The sequence below is a fragment of the Actinomycetospora flava genome (assembly GCF_037400335.1).
Lineage (GTDB): Bacteria > Actinomycetota > Actinomycetes > Mycobacteriales > Pseudonocardiaceae > Actinomycetospora > Actinomycetospora flava.
The window spans coordinates 600,491-616,868 of sequence record NZ_JBBEGM010000001.1 but is presented as its reverse complement, the minus strand read 5'-3'; the positions used below and the strand labels follow the sequence as shown (position 1 = coordinate 616,868).

General features: G+C 76.3%; 16 protein-coding genes. 6 read left to right on the top strand and 10 right to left on the bottom strand.

All coding sequences use genetic code 11. From position 1 onward, the window contains the following. Positions 1-24: 24 nt before the first annotated feature. The 7 genes from WCD58_RS02955 to WCD58_RS02925 form a co-directional block, all read right to left on the bottom strand. Complete coding sequence (locus WCD58_RS02955; protein WP_337699320.1) at positions 25-1,113, bottom strand: hypothetical protein; 1,089 nt, start codon at positions 1,111-1,113, stop codon at positions 25-27. Between the two features lie 2 nt (positions 1,114-1,115). Further along, positions 1,116-1,628 carry a CvpA family protein gene (locus WCD58_RS02950; protein WP_337699318.1) on the bottom strand — a complete coding sequence of 171 codons (513 nt, stop codon included), beginning with the start codon at positions 1,626-1,628 and terminating at the stop codon, positions 1,116-1,118. 96 nt (positions 1,629-1,724) lie between these two features. Further along, positions 1,725-3,251: a lanthionine synthetase LanC family protein gene (locus WCD58_RS02945; RefSeq protein WP_337699316.1), complete on the bottom strand. Its 1,527-nt coding sequence runs from the start codon at positions 3,249-3,251 to the stop codon at positions 1,725-1,727. Then, the gene (locus WCD58_RS02940) at positions 3,248-4,072 is read right to left on the bottom strand and encodes a polysaccharide deacetylase family protein (RefSeq protein WP_337699313.1); all 825 of its coding nucleotides are present in this window, start codon (positions 4,070-4,072) and stop codon (positions 3,248-3,250) included. The genes WCD58_RS02945 and WCD58_RS02940 overlap by 4 nt, the downstream gene beginning before the upstream one ends. A gap of 4 nt (positions 4,073-4,076) precedes the next feature. After that, positions 4,077-4,256, bottom strand: a complete 180-nt coding sequence (locus WCD58_RS02935; protein ID WP_337699311.1) for a hypothetical protein — start codon at positions 4,254-4,256, stop codon at positions 4,077-4,079. Positions 4,257-4,295: 39 nt separating this feature from the next. After that, the gene (locus tag WCD58_RS02930) at positions 4,296-5,567 is read right to left on the bottom strand and encodes a glycosyltransferase family 2 protein (protein ID WP_337699308.1); all 1,272 of its coding nucleotides are present in this window, start codon (positions 5,565-5,567) and stop codon (positions 4,296-4,298) included. A 138-nt stretch (positions 5,568-5,705) separates the two neighbouring features. Beyond that, positions 5,706-6,821 (bottom strand): N-acetylglucosamine-6-phosphate deacetylase, encoded by a 1,116-nt coding sequence (locus WCD58_RS02925; protein WP_337699306.1) that lies wholly within the window; start codon positions 6,819-6,821, stop codon positions 5,706-5,708. 74 nt (positions 6,822-6,895) lie between these two features. On the opposite strand from WCD58_RS02925, the gene WCD58_RS02920 reads away from it, so the two are divergent. Both WCD58_RS02920 and WCD58_RS02915 read left to right on the top strand, forming a co-directional pair. Then, positions 6,896-7,456, top strand: a complete 561-nt coding sequence (locus tag WCD58_RS02920; protein WP_337699304.1) for an MOSC domain-containing protein — start codon at positions 6,896-6,898, stop codon at positions 7,454-7,456. A gap of 78 nt (positions 7,457-7,534) precedes the next feature. Next, positions 7,535-8,719: an MFS transporter gene (locus WCD58_RS02915; RefSeq protein ID WP_337699302.1), complete on the top strand. Its 1,185-nt coding sequence runs from the start codon at positions 7,535-7,537 to the stop codon at positions 8,717-8,719. A gap of 28 nt (positions 8,720-8,747) precedes the next feature. Here the strand turns inward: WCD58_RS02915 and WCD58_RS02910 are convergent, their stop codons facing one another. Then, positions 8,748-9,464, bottom strand: coding sequence for an IclR family transcriptional regulator (locus WCD58_RS02910; protein ID WP_337699299.1), 717 nt, complete (start codon positions 9,462-9,464; stop codon positions 8,748-8,750). Then, complete coding sequence (locus WCD58_RS02905; protein ID WP_337699298.1) at positions 9,461-9,913, bottom strand: hypothetical protein; 453 nt, start codon at positions 9,911-9,913, stop codon at positions 9,461-9,463. Before WCD58_RS02905 ends, WCD58_RS02910 begins: the two co-directional genes overlap by 4 nt. 96 nt (positions 9,914-10,009) lie before the next feature. Between WCD58_RS02905 and WCD58_RS02900 the strand changes: the two genes are divergently transcribed. The 3 genes from WCD58_RS02900 to WCD58_RS02890 all read left to right on the top strand — a co-directional run bounded on the left by WCD58_RS02900 (position 10,010) and on the right by WCD58_RS02890 (position 13,720). Continuing rightward, entirely contained in the window at positions 10,010-11,095 is a 1,086-nt protein-coding gene (locus WCD58_RS02900; RefSeq protein WP_337699296.1) for a mandelate racemase/muconate lactonizing enzyme family protein, read from the top strand. Positions 11,096-11,121: 26 nt separating this feature from the next. Continuing rightward, entirely contained in the window at positions 11,122-12,300 is a 1,179-nt protein-coding gene (locus WCD58_RS02895; RefSeq protein WP_337699293.1) for an iron-containing alcohol dehydrogenase family protein, read from the top strand. 265 nt (positions 12,301-12,565) lie between these two features. After that, the gene (locus WCD58_RS02890; protein ID WP_373696188.1) at positions 12,566-13,720 is read left to right on the top strand and encodes a fatty acid desaturase family protein; all 1,155 of its coding nucleotides are present in this window, start codon (positions 12,566-12,568) and stop codon (positions 13,718-13,720) included. A gap of 22 nt (positions 13,721-13,742) precedes the next feature. On the opposite strand, the gene WCD58_RS02885 is transcribed toward WCD58_RS02890, so the two are convergent. Then, positions 13,743-14,975: a helix-turn-helix domain-containing protein gene (locus WCD58_RS02885; protein ID WP_337699288.1), complete on the bottom strand. Its 1,233-nt coding sequence runs from the start codon at positions 14,973-14,975 to the stop codon at positions 13,743-13,745. Between the two features lie 139 nt (positions 14,976-15,114). Here WCD58_RS02885 and WCD58_RS02880 point away from each other — a divergent pair, with 139 nt between their 5' ends. Beyond that, positions 15,115-16,374 (top strand): alpha/beta hydrolase fold domain-containing protein, encoded by a 1,260-nt coding sequence (locus tag WCD58_RS02880; protein WP_337699286.1) that lies wholly within the window; start codon positions 15,115-15,117, stop codon positions 16,372-16,374. Positions 16,375-16,378 lie beyond the last annotated feature (4 nt).

Genomic DNA, 16,378 nt, shown 5'->3' with positions numbered 1-16,378 from the left:
GGTCGGCCGGAGAGCGGGCGGGCCTCACTCGCCCCCGCGGCGGCGGGGGTCCGCCGGTCGTCCCCAGGATACGCCGGGCCGACCGGCGTTCTCCTTCGCCGACCTGGCGGTCGCGACGACCCGCTCGACGAGGGTGGGGCGGGCGGCGACCTGCGTGCCACCGCGGGCGGTCGCGGTGGGCGCCACCGGCGCGGTGACGGTGGCGCCGTCGTGCCCGCGCCACACCCGACCGGCTCCCCGCCAGATGGTCGAGCTCCGCTGCGCTCCGTCTCCCCGGAACCCCCCGACAGAGTTCCGGGAACCCCCCGCCGGCCCCCGCGCCGGGGCCGGCCGAGGCTGTCCTGGTTGTGGCGGAGCGGGCAACGCCGGACCCGGCCGGCCGGCTGCCCCCGGCACGGCCGGGCCGGGCAGCCCCGGCGGGGAGGGGGGACCCGCCGGAGCGGAGGGCGCCGACACCGACGAGGGGGTCGGGTCGGTCGCCGACGTGGTGGCCGCGGGCGTCGCGGCCGGCCGCGAGAACGCGGCGGTGACGAGCACGCGGCCGACGGGGACGTCGGTGCCCGCGAGCAGGTGCAGGTACGTCCGCTCGGCCATCCGGCGCGCCTCGCTGCCGCGGGCGTGCTCGAGGTAGCCGCTGAGCAGCTCGTCGGCGAGCACCTCGAGCGGCCAGCGGGCGGCGACGTCGGCGAGGTCGTCGGGGTGGAACTCCACCCACAGGTGCGGCGCCGTGACGCGCTGGCCCCGCGGTGTCCACACGAGCGCGTCCTCGGAGGCGAGGCGGCGTGCGGCCGCGCGGATCAGCCCGTCGCCGTGCACCCACGGCCGGCCGAGCATGCCGCGCAGGGTCCGGCGGACGCGCTCGCCGGCGGGGGCCGGCCCGAGGTCGGTGGTGGGCAGCGCGGCGACGACCTCGGCGGCCGTCCCCGAAGCGCCGCCCGCCTGGCCGCGCGCGGTGCGCCCGCTCCAGGACACGAACAGCCACGCACCCGCGGCGGTCGCACCGACGAGGACGACGACCAGCAGGGCCAGCAGGAACGAGCCGGAGCCCAACCAGGTCAGCAGCAGCAGCGCGACCGCGCCGCCGGCGACGAGGCGGGGGAGGGAGGCGGGCATCCTCATCGCGCACCCCCGTCGGCCAGCGTGGGCGCCTCGGCCGGCAGCAGCTGCAGCGGGTTCGGCAGGCGCTCCGCGGCGGCGCCGAGCACGGCGCTGTCCCGCGCGGCGTCGCCGAGCCCCGCCGGGCCGAACGCCGTGACGACGCCCGTGAGCAGCACGAGCACCATGAGCGCCAGCGCGCCGTGGGCGGCGACGCCGAGCACGCGGTCGGGCAGGCCGGGACGTCGGAGGCCGCCACCGGTGCGTCGGGCCAGGGTGTCGCCGAGCCGGCGGCCCAGCCCCCAGCCGATGAGCGCGCCGACCAGCGCGGCGCCGAGCACGAGCGCACCGCGGGACACGCCGTCGTCCGCGGCCACGAGCATCGGCACGAGCCAGCGCGCCAGCGCGCCCGCCAGCAGTACGCCGGCCACGGCGCCCGCGGCCTTCAGCACGAGCCCCGTGCCCCCGCGGCGCCAGCCGCGCAATGCGGCGACGGCGACCACCGCGAGCACCAGCACGTCGACGACGGTCACTGGACCTCCCGATCTCGACCCCGGCTCCCGGCACACTGCTCCGGGTGACATCGAGTCAACGCCGCCCGTGACGGGGCGGAGGAGGACGATCGGGAACTAATTCCCGGAATCGACGGGCCGGTTCCCGGAAGCTCCGGGTCCCTCGAGCGGCACCAGCACCTCCTGCATGCCGGGGCTGTCGACGGGACCGCCTGCCATGCGCGCCAGGAAGCCGATCACGCCCGCCGATCCCCAGTGCCATGACGGCTCGCCGGGCAGGGTCCAGGCCCCCGCCTGGCGGGTGGCGCCCCACCGGTGCTCCGGCGTCGCGACCGCGAGCAGCCAGTTGCGGGCCGCCCGGGCGGCGCCGGAGAACTCGTCGTCGCCGGTGACGCGGCCCAGCGAGTCGAGGAACCAGCCCGTGCCGGCCGCGCCGCTGTTGGTCGCGGTGTGGACGATCGGGCTGCCCTCGTACTCGGCCCACGCGCGGCCGACCGGCTCGGTCAGCGAGACGTCGACGAGCCAGCGCCCGGCCGCGCGGGCCCGCTCGAGGTGGCGGGCGTCGCCGAGGATCGCGTGCGCCTGCAGCGACACCCACCCGATGCCGGCCGCGCCCTCCTCCATGCCGGTCGCGCGGTTCGGGTTGTCGGGGACCAGGGCCTGCGGGCCCGCGCCGAGCAGTATCGGCCAGGTCACCCCCCGTCCCGCGGGCTGCGCGGTCCGGTCGAGGAAGCCCAGCGCGGACTCGGCGTCGCGGCGCCAGCGCTCGTCGCCGGTGGCCTGGTACATCCGCAGGAACACGAAGGCCGCGCCCGCGGTGCCGGAGAGGAAGCCGGTGTTGCGCCGCGGCTCGTCGTCGCGCTCGGGCAGGCCGCCGTCGTCGTCGAGACGGCTCGACAGGTACGCCGCGCCGCCCGCCGCGTGCGCGGTGAGCTCGGGGTCGCGCAGGCGCTCGCCCATCACCGAGAGCGCGTAGACGATCCCGGACTGGCCCTCGCCCATCCCGTGGCGGTACGACGGCGCACCGCCGCCCTCGACGTCGGCCCACGACCAGCGGCACCGCTGCGGGCAGGGGAGCCCGTCGACGCCCTCGGCGCGGTCGAGCACCCACTGCAGCGAGGCCCGGGCGCCCTGCCGGTAGCGCTCCTCGCCGGTGGCCTCGCCGACCCGCCAGAGGATCTCCGCGACGCCCGCCGCGCCGTCGTCGAACGAGGTGTAGGCGCGGTCGGCGGGGCCGTTCGGGTTGACGTAGTCGGGGACCCGGCCGCCGCGGGAGGCGCCGAGCAGGAAGTCGCCGGCGGAGCGCGCCCCGGCCAGCCAGCGCTCGCGCGCGGCGGGGTCCGGCGTCGCCGCGGCCAGCGCGAGGAACCCGTGCGCAATGCCCGCGGCGCCGACGTCCCGGTCGGTCTGACGGTTCGGCGCCTGGATCGAGCTGGTCCAGGCGCGCGCGCCGGACAGCTCCGCGGGGACGTCGTCACCCAGCGCGGCCAGCGGGTCGGGCACGGCGTCGGCGAGCAACTGGTCGGCGAACGCGGTGGGCAGCGGGGGCGCGTTCGTGCCGGGGGCCGGCTCGTCGGCGGGCGCCGAGGCGCAGCCGGCCGCGAGGAGCCCGGCGGCGAGCACGAGAACGAGGACGCGGATCACGGCACGACCGCCGCGGGCGAGCCCGAGTTCAGTGCCGAGCGCACCGGCGACGGGGCGACGACCCCGAACGTGAAGCCACGGGCGCGCAGCTGGTCGATCGCGCGCGGCAGGTACTGGATCTGGTCGGGTGAGCACGTGATCACGTCGTTGGCGTCGTGGAGCAGGAGCATCGCCTGGTCGGCGGCCTCGGTGACCACGAAGTCGACCATGCGGTCGGCGCCCGGGCACTGGAAGTCGCCCTCCAGGTTCGAGGTCCACTTCCAGTGGACCCCGCCCGCGATGCCGAGCCGGGCGAGCGCCGCGTCCCCGTCGGGGGACGGCTGGCCGAACGGGTACCGGAACAGCGTCGGCCGCACACCGGTGAGCTCGGTGAGCAGCTCGTGGGTGCGTCGGATCTCGGACTCGGCCTCCTCGGACGTCAGGTCGGGGAACCAGGCGTGCTGCCAGGCGTGGTTGGCGACGACGTGGCCCTCGGCCTGCATCCGCCGGACCAGCTCCGGGTGCCGTTCGGCGTTCTCGCCCTGCACGAAGAAGGTGGCCCGCACCCGCTTCGCCTGGAGGACGTCGAGGACGAACGGCGTGATCTGGGGCGACGGGCCGTCGTCGAAGGTCAGGGCGACGCGGGGGCCCGGGCGCCGGTCGGGCGCCGCCGGGAGCGCGGCGTCCGCGGCCGTCGGGGTGTAGCGCGGCCCGAGGGCGAGCTCGCCGCGGTCCGCGGCGCCGGCGAAGGAGCCGATGAACGACACCACGGCCGTGCCCGCCAGGGCGACGACGAAGAAGAGCAGCGAACGGACGTTGCGACGCCGGTCGTCGAAGGACACGCGCTCAGCGCAGGTGTCGGACGCCGCGGCGCACGATCCGCACGAGCAGCATCGCCGTGAAGATCACGGTCACGCCCAGCAGGACGGCGGCCATCACGTTGATCCCGGTGGCCGCGGCCAGCGCCAGTCCGGTGGTCCCACCGCCGACACCGCTCGTGAGGTACATCGAGTGCTCGCCGTACATCCCCGCGTCCGTCCCCTTCCGAGCCCTGATCGATTCCGCTCACCACGCCTGGCGCCGCGCGTTGAGGCAGCGCCAGGCCGCCACCACCGCGCACCACTCCAGGAAGAACCCGTAGACGTCCTCCACCAGCACGATCGCGACGAGCGCGACGTCGGTGAACGACCGGCCCGGCAGCCGCCACATCGAGGTCATCCGCTCCAGCCACATGACGGCGAGCGGGATGAGCCCGATCAGCGCGTACCGGAACGGCACCGCGTAGATGATCATCAGCGCGAGCATGGTCACGAACAGCAGGCGGAAGAACACGCTGAACCCGAACAGCCCGTACGCGAAGATGTCCTTGCGCGTCGCGGTCGACCAGCCGCGCTTGAGGCACTCGTCCATCCCGCCGCGGCCCCACCGCAGGCGCTGGGTCCACAGCGCGCGGAACGTGTCCGGCGGCGTCGTGTAGACGTGGGCGTTCCGCGCGGCGGCGACGCGCCACCCGAGCGCCTTGAGCTCCAGGGTCAGCGCGTAGTCCTCGATCAGCGACGAGCCGTCCCAGGGCTCGCCCGCCGCACGGGCCTTCGCCACCGCCGCCAGCGCCGCGCTGCGGTACATCGCCGCGGCGCCGCTGGCCACCGAGACCCGCCAGCCCCGCAGATCGCGCAGGTCGTCGTAGCGGGCGTACTCGAGGCGCTGCATCCGCCACGCCAGGCCCTTGCCCGGGGTCGCCCAGTACCGGGCGCACACGGCGCCGAGGACGACGTTGCCGCGCAGCTCGGCCGCCATCGCCGCGACGGTGTCGTCCAGCAGGACGGTGTCCGCGTCCATCGTCAGCACGAGCTCGGCGTCCTGGGCCGCGACCCGCCAGCCGTGGTTCAGCGCGCCGGCCTTCTTGTCCGGGTTGTCCGGCATCTCGAGGACGGTGACCGGGTAGCGGCGCGCGATCTCGGCGGTGCGGTCGGTGCAGTTGTTGGCGACGACGACGATCCCGGAGATCTCGAGCCACTCGGGGACGTCCTGGGAGAGCAGGCCCTCGACGGTCGCCGCGATGCCCTCCTCCTCGTTGTGCGCCGGCACGAGGACCGCGACCGTGGTGGTCTGCGAGCGCCGGGTGCGGGGCTTCGCCGGGGTCTTCGCCGGGGCCTGCGCGCGCGCCGGCGGGGGCTTGACCGCGGCGGGCGCGGCGACCGTGGTGCGCAGCTGGATCGTCGGCGCGTCCGGGTCGCTCGAGCGACGGGCCGGGCGGTGGCGGGTGCCGGTGGGTGCCGGCGTGCGCGACGGAGATCCGTCCGCTCGCCCGGTGCGCACAGCCTGGCTGCTCGCCACGTCACCTCGCTCGTGTCGCCGGTCGGTTCCTCGGACGGCCTTCACCCGATCGGTGGGCCGCCTGCGGGACATACCGTACACAGGCGGGATTTCGTTACACCATCGTGAGAAATCGGGTGTTCCGAGTGACATCAGAGCTCACTCGCCCGTGGGTTCCTCGTCCATCTCGCGGCCCTGCAGGAACACCCGGGTGACGCTCAGTGTCTCGTCCAGGAGGACCAGATCCGCGGCGCCACCCCGCGTGAGGCACCCCACGTCGGATCGCCCGAGCAGGCGCGCGGGCACCGTGGTCGCGGCACCCACGGCCTCGACGAGGTCGACGCCGGCCGCGACGGCGGTGCGCACGCCGCGGACCAGGGGGGCGGCGGCGCCGGCCAGCCCGCCCGCCGCGTTGCGCACCGTCCCGTCGGTGAGCGTCACCGGGACCCCGGCGAGCCGGAAGGGGCCGTCGGGCATGCCCGTGGCGGCGGTGGCGTCGGTGACGAGCGCCCAGCGCCCGCGTGCGGCGGCCGCGGCGAGGCGCAGCATCTCGGGGGCGACGTGGTGGCCGTCGCCGATGAGGGTCGGCGCGACCTCGGGGCGCGTGAGCGCGACCGCCGCGAGGCCCGGCGCGCGGTGCGCGAGCCCGCTCATGGCGTTGTACAGGTGCGTGACGGCCCGGACCCCGCGGTCGACCGCGGCGTGCGCGGCCGGGGCGTCGGCGTCGCTGTGCCCGGCGGACACGAGGACTCCGTGCGCCCGCAGCAGGTCGATCAGCTCCCCTGCGCCGGGGAGCTCGGGGGCCAGGGTGACGACGTCGACCCGGCCCGCGTCGAGCAGGCGGGCGAGCAGCACCGGGTCGGGGTCGCGGCGGTGCTCGGGCGGGTGGGTCCCGATCCGCGCGGGGGAGAGGAACGGGCCCTCGAGGTGGGCGCCGAGCAGGCGGGCGCCGGGGGCGTCGTCGGTGCGTGCGTGGTCGAGGCGCGCCAGCGCGGCGGCGGTCCGGTCGGCGTCGTCGGTGAGCAGCGCGGGGCACAGGGCCGTGGTGCCGTCGCGGGCGGCGGCCGCCCGGACCGTCGCGACCTCCTCGACGGCCGCGCTCGCGAGGTCGACCCCCGCGTAGCCGTGGCAGAGCAGGTCCACCAGTCCGGGGACCGCGATCCGCCCGCCCCGCGCCGCCGGGAGGCCGACGGCGGCGACCCGGCCGTCGGCGACCTCGACGTCGCCGGGGCACCAGGCGCCGTCGACGACCGCTCCGGAGACGCCGAGTCGCACGGGGGCCAGTCTCGTCGAGCGTCCGACCCGTGTCCTCGGGACACGGGTCGGCCACCCCACCTACCGTGGACGGAGTGCTCCCCATCGAGATCGTCGGTTTCGTCGTCTCGTCCGCGCACGCCTACGAGGGGCGCCCGGCGGACGGCCCGCGGCCGGTGGCGACGAGCTCGCCGGACCACATCGAGGTCCGTGCGGGCCACGGGGTGGTCGGCGACCGCTACGCCGGGCACCGCGCCCACCGCCACGCCGCCGTCACCGTCCTCGCGATCGAGGCCCTGGAGGCCGTGGCCGCGGAGCTCGGCGTGCCCCCCTTCGACCCGGCCGCGGCCCGGCGCACGATCCTCACGCGCGGGCTCGAGGTGGAGGCGCTGCGGGGCCGGGAGTTCGCGATCGACTCCGGGGACGGCCCCGTGCTCCTCGGCGGCGGGCGCCCGGCCGCGCCGTGCGCCTGGATGGACCTGGTCCTCGCGCCCGGTGCCCACGCCGCCCTGCGCGGGCGCGCCGGGGTGCGCTGCGCGGCCCTGTCGACCGGGACGCTGCGGGTCGGGCCGGCGACGGTGACCGTGCCGGACGCCCTCGGCGACCCGGACCCCGCCCGCGCCGGCCTCCCGCACCGGCGGCGCACGCGCGTGTGACGCGCGCGCCCGTCCTCCAGAGCGTGGGATCCGTCTCGACACGCGTCGCGGACCCCGTGGCGCGGGAACGGTCGTCCGGTGAGCGCCGACACCGGGACGACGGCCCAGCAGCAGACCATCGGGCGCGCCCGCACCCTGCTGCTCGCCGTGCTGTGCGGCGCCGCCGTCGCGAACATCTACTACGCGCAGCCGCTGCTGCACACGATCGGCGCGGCGTTCGGGGTCGGCGACGGCACGGCCGGTCTGCTGGTCACCGCCTCGCAGGTCGGCTACGCCGCCGCGCTGGCCCTGCTCGTCCCGCTCGGGGACCTGCTGGAGCGCCGCCGGCTCGTCACCGTGCTCCTCGCCGCCTGTGCGGTGGTGCTCGCGCTCGCGGCGGCCGCCCCCGGGTTCGGGCTGCTCGCCGCCGCGATCGCCCTGGTCGGCGTGACGTCCGCGGTGGCCCAGATCGCCGTGCCGCTCGCGGCGTCGCTGGCGGGCAACCACGAGCGCGGGCAGGTCGTCGGCACCGTCATGAGCGGGCTGCTCATCGGCATCCTCGGCGCCCGGACCGTCGCCGGGTTCGTCGCGGAGTTCGGCGGCTGGCGCTGGGTGTTCGGGGCCGCGGCGGGCCTGATGGTGCTGCTCGCGGTGGTCGTGCGCCTCGGGCTGCCGGTCGTGCCGCCCACCGAGACCGCGACCTACCCGCGCCTGCTGCGCACGGTGCTCGGGCTCGTGCGCCGCGAGCCGGAGCTGCGGCGGCGCATGGCGCTCGGCGCGGTCGGCATGGGGTGCTTCACGATCCTGTGGACCTCGATCGACTTCCTGCTCTCGGGCCCGCCGTACGGCTTCGGCCCGGCGGTGGTGGGCCTGTTCGGCCTCGCGGGCCTGGCCGGGGCGTTGATGGCGCCGCTGGCCGGGAAGCTCGCCGACCGTGGCCACCAGCGGCTCGTGGTGACGCTCGGGCTCGTCGCGCTGGCCGCGAGCTGGTCGCTGCTCGGGCTCGGCGGGGTGTCGGTGGTGGCGCTGATCGTCGGCGTCGTCGTCCTCGACCTCGCCCAGCAGGCGCTGCAGATCAGTCACCAGAGCGTGATCTACGCGCTGGCCCCGGAGGCCCGCAGCCGCATCACGACCGCCTACATGGTGTCCGCGTTCCTGGGCGGCACGCTGGCCTCGGCCGCGGTGGCCGTGATCTACCCCGCGGGCGGCTGGCTCGGCGTCTGCCTGCTCGGCGGCGTGGTCGCGCTGGTCGGCCTCGGCGTTTGGTTCCTGCCCCGTACGTGAGTGATCTTCTGAGTGATGACTCAGAAGATCACTCACGTGAGCCCAGGGTGACCGACAGGTCCGAGGCGGCGGCCGCGGTCGCCGCGGCGTGCGCGGCCAGGTGGGGGCGCAGGCGCGCCGCCGGCCCCGAGACCGTGAGCGCCGCGACGATGCCGCCGTGGAACCCGCGGACGGGGGCCGCGGCGCCGGCGAGCGCCGGGTCGAACTCGCCGTCCACCACCGCGTGGCCCGCCTCCCGGACGGCCGCGAGCACCTCCGGATCGGCGCCCACCGCCCGGGCCGCCGCCCCGTCGCGCTCGGAGAGCAGCACCCGCCCGGTCGACGTGGTCGCCGCGGGCACGTCGTCGACGTCGAACCGCGCCCGCGGCGCGCCCCCGCCCGCCTCGGCGGTCAGCAGCGTCGCCACCCGGGGCCCGTGCAGACGGCACAGGTGGGCGTTCTCGCCGGTCCGGGCCGCGAGCGCGACGAGCGCCGGCCCGGCCGAGCGCACGAGCCGGGCCTCCGCGGTCCCGGCGGCGAGCGCGTAGAGCCGCCAGCCCAGGGCGTAGCGCCGGGAGCGGTCGTCGCGCTCGACGAGCCCCTCGTCCTCCAGGGCCGCGAGCGCCCGGGACACCTGGCTCGGCGCGCGGCCCGTGATCGCGGCGAGCCTGCTCACCCCCAGCCCGGCCGCGCGGGCCTCCGGGTCGGCGAGCACGGCCAGGAGGTCGACGTCGCGGCGCAGCCCGGCCGACCGGGGGCGCGTCATCCCGCGAGCCCGATCATCGCCAGTGCGACGGCCCCGCCGAGGGTCCACGCCGCCGTGCGCCACCAGTTGGTCCTGGTCAGGCGCGCGAGGACGTCCGCGTCGAAGCCCTCGGCGAGCCGCTCGTGGCACGGCACGGAGATCGCCACGGTGACCGCGACCGTCGCGGCCCCGCAGACCCCGGCCGCCAGCGCCAGCACGACCGGGACGCCCGGCGGCTGCCAGACCAGCAGCACCGCGCACGTCAGCCCCTGCACCAGCCACGGTGCGACGATCAGCCGGCCCATGAGGCGGGTGTGACGACGGTGGACCGCGACCCAGCCGGCGCGCTCCATGTGCGCGAACCCCGGGTAGACCAGCAGCTGGATCACCCAGACCAGGCCCGTGCAGAACCACACCGCGGCCGCGTGGACGGCGAGCAGCAGCGTCTCTGCCAGGTCATTTGCGCTCACCGCACGGATTGTTGCCGATCCGGCCGGCGGATTCTTCACTGACGTCGCCCGTCCGGAGAACGCCGTGAAGAACGCCCTCGCGAAGATCAGAGCCTCGTGAAGATCACCGACATCCGCCTCGAGCACCGCGAGACCGTGCTCGACCCGCCCTGCTACGCCGCCTGGGACCCCGAGCCCCGCACCCGGTTCGCCGCCACGATCGTCCGCGTCGAGACCGACGAGGGCGTCGCGGGCGTCGGCTCCGGCGACACGATGGCCGGCTTCCACGAGCACCGCGACCTGTTCCTCGGCACCGACCCGCTCGCTACCGAGGTCCAGGTCCGCCGCATCGAGTCCGTCGGCTTCCACGCCGGGCGCTTCTGGCCGCTCGAGGCCGCGATCTGGGACATCGTCGGCCAGGTCGCCGGGCTGCCCGTCGCGACGCTGTTCGGCGGCGTCACCGACCGCCTGCCGGTGTACGCGTCGTGGTGCTCGGAGCAGGCGCCGGGCCGCCGGGCGGAGGACGCGCACCGGCTCGTCGAGCAGGGCATCCGCGCCGTCAAGATCCGGGCACACCCCCGGCGCCTGCGCCAGGGCGTCGCCGCCGTGGCCGCGGTCCGCGAGGCCGTCGGGGACCGGCTCGACATCATGGTCGACCTCAACCAGGCCTGGCGGATGGCCGGCGACGTCACCGAGCCCCTCGAGCTCGCCGACGTCCGCCGTGTCGTGCGCCGGCTCGCCGAGTACGACGTCGCGTGGGTCGAGGAGCCGCTGCCCTACGCCGACGCCGACGGCCACCGCCTGCTGCGCGCCGACAACCCCGGCCTGCGGATCGCCGCGGGGGAGATGCTCGACTCGCTGCCGCAGACCCTCGCGCTGCTCGAGGCCGACGCGCTCGACGTCTACCAGGCCGACGTCGTGCTGGCCCTGGGCATGACCCGCGCGCGCCAGCTCGCCGAGGCGGCCCGCGCGCGGCACCGCCGCTTCACCCCGCACACGTGGACCAACGGGCTCGGCCTGCTCGCGAACCTGCACGTCGCGGCCGGTGTCGGCGCGGGGCCGTACCTGGAGTTCCCCGACGACCCGGCCGGCGGCTGGACCCCCGAACGTCGCGACTTCCTGCTCGCCGAGCCCCTGCGTCCCGACGCCGACGGCATGCTCGTGGTGCCCGACGCGCCCGGCCTGGGCGCCGTGCTCGCCTGACCACCCGAACCGATCAGAGGAGATCCGTGACCGGGCCCCTGACCACCTCGCCCTGCGCCGGCGTCGCCGCCGGCACCGCGTTCCTGTCCGGCTCCGGGCCGGTCGTCGACTTCGGGCCCGGCGCGGTGGCCCGAATTCCCGGCCACCTCGCCGCCCAGGGAGCCCGGCGGGTGCTCGTGGTGACCGACGCGGGCCTGCGGGCCGCGGGGGTCGTCGACGCGGTGACGGCGCCGGTGGCGGCCGCCGGGGTCGCCGTCGAGGTGTTCGACGCCGTGCGCGGCAACCCCTCGGTGGAGGTCGTCGAGCAGGGCGCCGAGCACGCGCGGGCCCTGGGTCTCGACGCCGTGCTGGCCCTCGGCGGCGGGTCGAGCCTCGACGCGGCCAAGGGCATCGCGCTGCTCGCACCCAGCCCGGGCGCCCGCGCCGACGGCAGCGGCGCGACGCCCGCGGCGGGCCTGCCGGTGGTGGCCGTCCCGACCACCGCGGGCACCGGTGCGGAGACCAACGGGTTCGGCGTCCTGGAGGACGCTCCGGAACACAGTGGGACCCGGCAGAAGGTCTACTGCGGTGACGCCAGCGTGGTGCCGCGCGTGGCGGTGCTCGACCCCGAGCTCACCTACGGGCTGCCGGCGGGGGCCACGGCCGCGACGGGGGTCGACGCGCTGGTCCACGGGCTCGAGTCGCTGGCCTCGCGGGGCCGCGACCCCATGTCGGAGGCGTTCGCCGCCGAGGCCGTGCGCCGGGCGTGGACGTGGCTGCCGGTCGCGGTCGCCGACGGGAGCGATCCGCGGGCACGGGCCGAGATGCTCGTCGCCGCCCACCTCGCGGGCCAGGCGCTCACGCGCAGTGGTCTCGGGCTGGTGCACGGGCTCGCGCACGCGCTGAGCCTGCACACCGGCGCGATCCACGGGCTGGCGCTCGCCGCCGTCCTGCCCGAGGTCGTGGGCTGGTCGCTCGACGCCGATCCGGCCGGATGGGGGCGCGCCGCCGAGGCGGCCGGGCTACCGTCCGCCGCGGCGCTGCCGGACGCGCTGGGCGGGGCGCTCGAGGCCGTCGGGACGCGGGTGAGCGTCGCCGACCTGCACGCCGGGCCCGAGCTGTACGCGGAGCTGGCGGCGACGGCGCTGGCCGACCCGGTGAGCCGGAACGCCCCGCGGCACCCGACATCGGCGGACGAACTGGTCACCCTGGTGTCCCGCTGCTGAACCCCGGGGCCCGTTCGCCCGGATTTGAGGTCATGCAACAGGTTTTCCCGCGGAGTCCTCGCTGCGCGCGTAGAGCGGGGAGCAAGGCGGTCCTTACCGTCGGGAGTGTGATCAGCCGAGGGCCCGCCGGGCTGCTCGACACGCTCCCCCGGACTCCTCAGGAGGCCATGTGACCGCCCTCGAGACGATTCCCGAGCACGTCACCCGCATCAACGCGGCCAAGACGCCGACCGGGCCCGGCCGCCCGGGCGCGAGCACCGCGCACATCACGCCGTCGACCGAGCACCTGAGCGTCGAGGACATCGAACGCCTCGGTGCCGAGCTCGAGGCCCTGCGCGACAGCGTGATGAGCACGCTGGGTGACAAGGACGCGCGCTACATCCGCCGCGTCATCCGCAGCCAGCGCGGCTTCGAAGCCGCCGGTCGCATCCTGCTGCTCGGCGCGATGTTCCCGCCGGCGTTCCTGGCCGGCACCGCCTCGCTCGCGCTCGCCAAGATCCTCGAGAACATGGAGATCGGGCACAACGTCCTGCACGGCCAGTGGGACTGGATGCGCGACCCGGAGATCAACTCGACGACGTGGGAGTGGGACCACGTCTCGACGGCCAAGAGCTGGCAGCAGACCCACAACTACCTGCACCACACGTACACCAACGTGCACGGCAAGGACCGGGACATCGGCTACAACGTGCTCCGGGTCGACCCGGAGCAGGAGTGGCACCCGATCTACCTGTTCCAGACCTTCACCAACGCCGGTCTGGCGATGATCTTCGAGTGGGGCATCGCGGCCTTCGACCTCGAGCTGGACGAGATCCAGCGCGGTGAGAAGACCTGGAAGGACAAGCTCCCCGAGCTCAGGAAGATGGGCCGCAAGGCCGGCAAGCAGGCGCTCAAGGACTTCGTGGTCTTCCCGGCGCTGTCGGGCCCGTCGTTCGTCCCGGCGCTGGTCGGCGGGGTGCTGGCCAACATGATCCGCAACGTGTGGTCGCACGCCGTGATCTTCTGCGGGCACTTCCCGGTCGAGGTGGAGACCTTCGACGAGGAGCGCCTGGAGAACGAGTCGCAGGCCGAGTGGTACGTCCGCCAGATGCTGGGCTCGGCGAACATCGAGGGCTCGAAGCTCCTGCACATCATGACCGGGAACCTCTCGCACCAGATCGAGCACCATCTGTTCCCGGACATGCCCTCGAACCGGTACCGCACCATCGCGCCGCAGGTCCGCGACCTGTGCCGCCGCTACGGGCTGCCGTACCACTCGGGCCCGATGTGGAAGCAGTACGGCGGCGTGCTGGGCAAGATCGCCCGCCTGTCGTTCCCCGGCGGGCACAAGCGCACCGCGAAGCAGCGCCTGCGGGCCCTGCCGTTCGGTCGCCGGCGCGCCGAGTCCCTCGACGCCGCCGCCCCGGCCGCCGCGGCCTGACGACGCTCAGTCGGCCCGGGTCTCAGCCTTCTGCTGCGAGGCCCGGGCCTCCGGCGCGCAGCGCCAGGGCGACCTCCAGGCGTCCCACCGGGTCGTCGAGGACACCCGCGAACGCCTCCTTGAGGCGCGCGAGCCGGTAGCGCACGGTCTGCGGGTGCACGTGCAGGCGGGTGGCCGCCTCGGCGACGTCGCCGTGCGCGTCGAGCCAGGCGGTCAGGGTGGTGACGGCCCTGTCGCGCGCCGCCGACGTCATGCGCCGCAGGGGCTCGAGCCGCTGGGCGACGAGGTCGGCGGTGAGGGTGACGTCGGCGTGCAGGAGCAGCGCGAGCAGGTGGTCGTCGGCACGCAGCAGGCCGTCGCCGGGCAGGTGGCCGTCGAGCTGCAGCGCCCACGCCGCACGGGCCCGGGTGACGGTGCGCGGGATCTGGTCGGGCGTCACGGTCGGGCCGAGGACCGCGGGCGTGCTGCGCACGGCGTCGGCGAGGGCGTCGAGCCGCCCCGGCCCGTCGGGGTCCGGCACGAACACGACGCCGACGCCGTCGACGACGGACGCGGCGACCTCGGGCGGCAGGCGCCGGCACGCGACGGCCAGGGACTCCTCGGCGATGACGAGCGCGCCCACCGACTTCGGCGGCGTCCACCCGGCCTCGCGGGCGAGCGCGTCGAGCTCGGGCTGCTCGGGCGGCGGGGTCCGGCAGAGGCGCTCCACCAGGGCGTGCTGGCGCGCCTGGCGCGACCCGGCCGCCAGCGACTGCTCGTACGCGTAGCCCGAGACCGACGCCGCGGCGAGCTGCTCGATGTAGGCGAACAGGGCCTCGGCGAGCCGGAAGATGGCGTCCGCGCCGAGCCCCAGGTCGTCGGGCGCGTCGGCGCCGTTCCCGCCGGCGGTGTGGCTGCCGTCGCTCGTGGACGCGATGCGCCGCCACAGCACCCGCGAGCCGATGCGATAGGCGCTCTGCAGGGCGTCCATCGTGCGCCCGTGGCGGTGCTCGACGCGGCCCAGCTCGAAGTAGACGGTGGTGTCGGGCAGCGCGTCGTCGGTGCCCAGCAGGTCGAGGAACTGGTCGAGCGCGACCGAGACCCCGAGCCGGATGCGGCGCCCGAACTCGCCGTCCATGGACAGCGCGTACTCCGCCACCTCGGCGCGCACCGCCGCGATGATCTCGTCGCCGGCGCCCAGGACCACCGGGCGCAGGCGCGCGCCCGCCGCCGAGGGCACGTCGGCCCACGGATGCCGTCGCGATGCGTCCGTCACCGGGCACACACCGTCGCTCACGGCGCCCAGTGTCGCAGGATCGCGGGAAGACGCCAGGATTCGAGGACCGCCGCCCGGGGCGACGTGGCGCAGATGACTCGGCCGGGCGGCCGTCCGACCGGGGGTCCACCATGAGCGCGTGATCCGGCCGGTGCGTGCGCTCGTCGGCGCGTGCTCCGCACGGCTGCGCTCCGAGCTCGCGGAGCCGGGGGCCCGGACCTCGCTGCTGGTCGGCACCGTGGCCGCGCTCGTCGCCGGGTCCGGGCTGCGCCCGCTGACGCGCCGCTGGCCCGCGGCGGTGGTGGGCAGCCTGCTGTCCTCGACGGCCACGGAGACCCCGCGCGCCACCGCGCTGCTGGTGGGCGTGGGCGCCGGCGTCGCCCTGCGCCGCGGGGCGGCGGGCAACCCGGCGGGCCGGGTCGGGCTCGCCGTCGCGGCCGGCGCGGTCGGGGTGCTCCTCGCCCTGGACCGCGGGGCGCGGGCCGACGCCGCGAACCTCACCGAGGCCCTGTCCGCGGAGCTTGGACCGGTCGAGCTCCCGGATCGGGGGAGGGTGCTCCGGTCGATCCTCGGCCGCAGCCGCTATGCCACCGCGCGCGACATCCCCTACGGCCCCGACCCGGTGGCGAACCTCCTCGACGTCTGGCGCGACCCGCTGCTCGCGCCCGACTCCCGCGCCCCGGTGCTCGTGCAGATCCACGGCGGCGCCTGGTCGACGGGCAGCAAGGCGGCCGACGCCCACCCCCTGATGGCGCACATGGTGGGGCGGGGCTGGGTGTGCGTCAGCGTCGACTACCGCCTCGGGCCCGCGGAGCGCTGGCCCGCGCAGATCGTCGACATCAAGCGGGCGCTGGCCTGGACCCGCGCCCACATCGCCGACCACGGCGGCGACCCCGCCCGCATCGCGATCACCGGGGGCTCGTCCGGCGCCCACCTCGCGGCGCTCGCGGCGCTCACCCCGGGGGCGTGGCAGCCCGGGTTCGCCGACGCCGACACCTCGGTCGCCGCCGCCGTGTGCCTCTACGGCATCTACGACCTGACCAGCGACGACGGCAGCGGCACCCTCGACGAGCTGCTGGCCGAGACGATGATGCCGACCGCGCTCGACCAGGACGCCCACCCGTACGTGGCGGCGTCGCCGTCGGCCCGCGTGCACCCCGGCGCGCCGCCGTTCATGGTCCTGCACGGCACCGGCGACGCGATCGTGGTGCCGGCGCAGAGCCGGGCGTTCGTCGCCCGGCTGCGGGCGGTGTCGCGCGCACCGGTGGTGCACGCGGAGCTCGCCCACGCCCAGCACGGCTTCGACCTGGTCCCGACCGCGCGCACCCTGGCCGCCGTCCGGGCCGTCGCGGCGTTCCTGGAGGCGGTGGTCGGACGAGGAGCGCGCGACGATCGATAGGCTG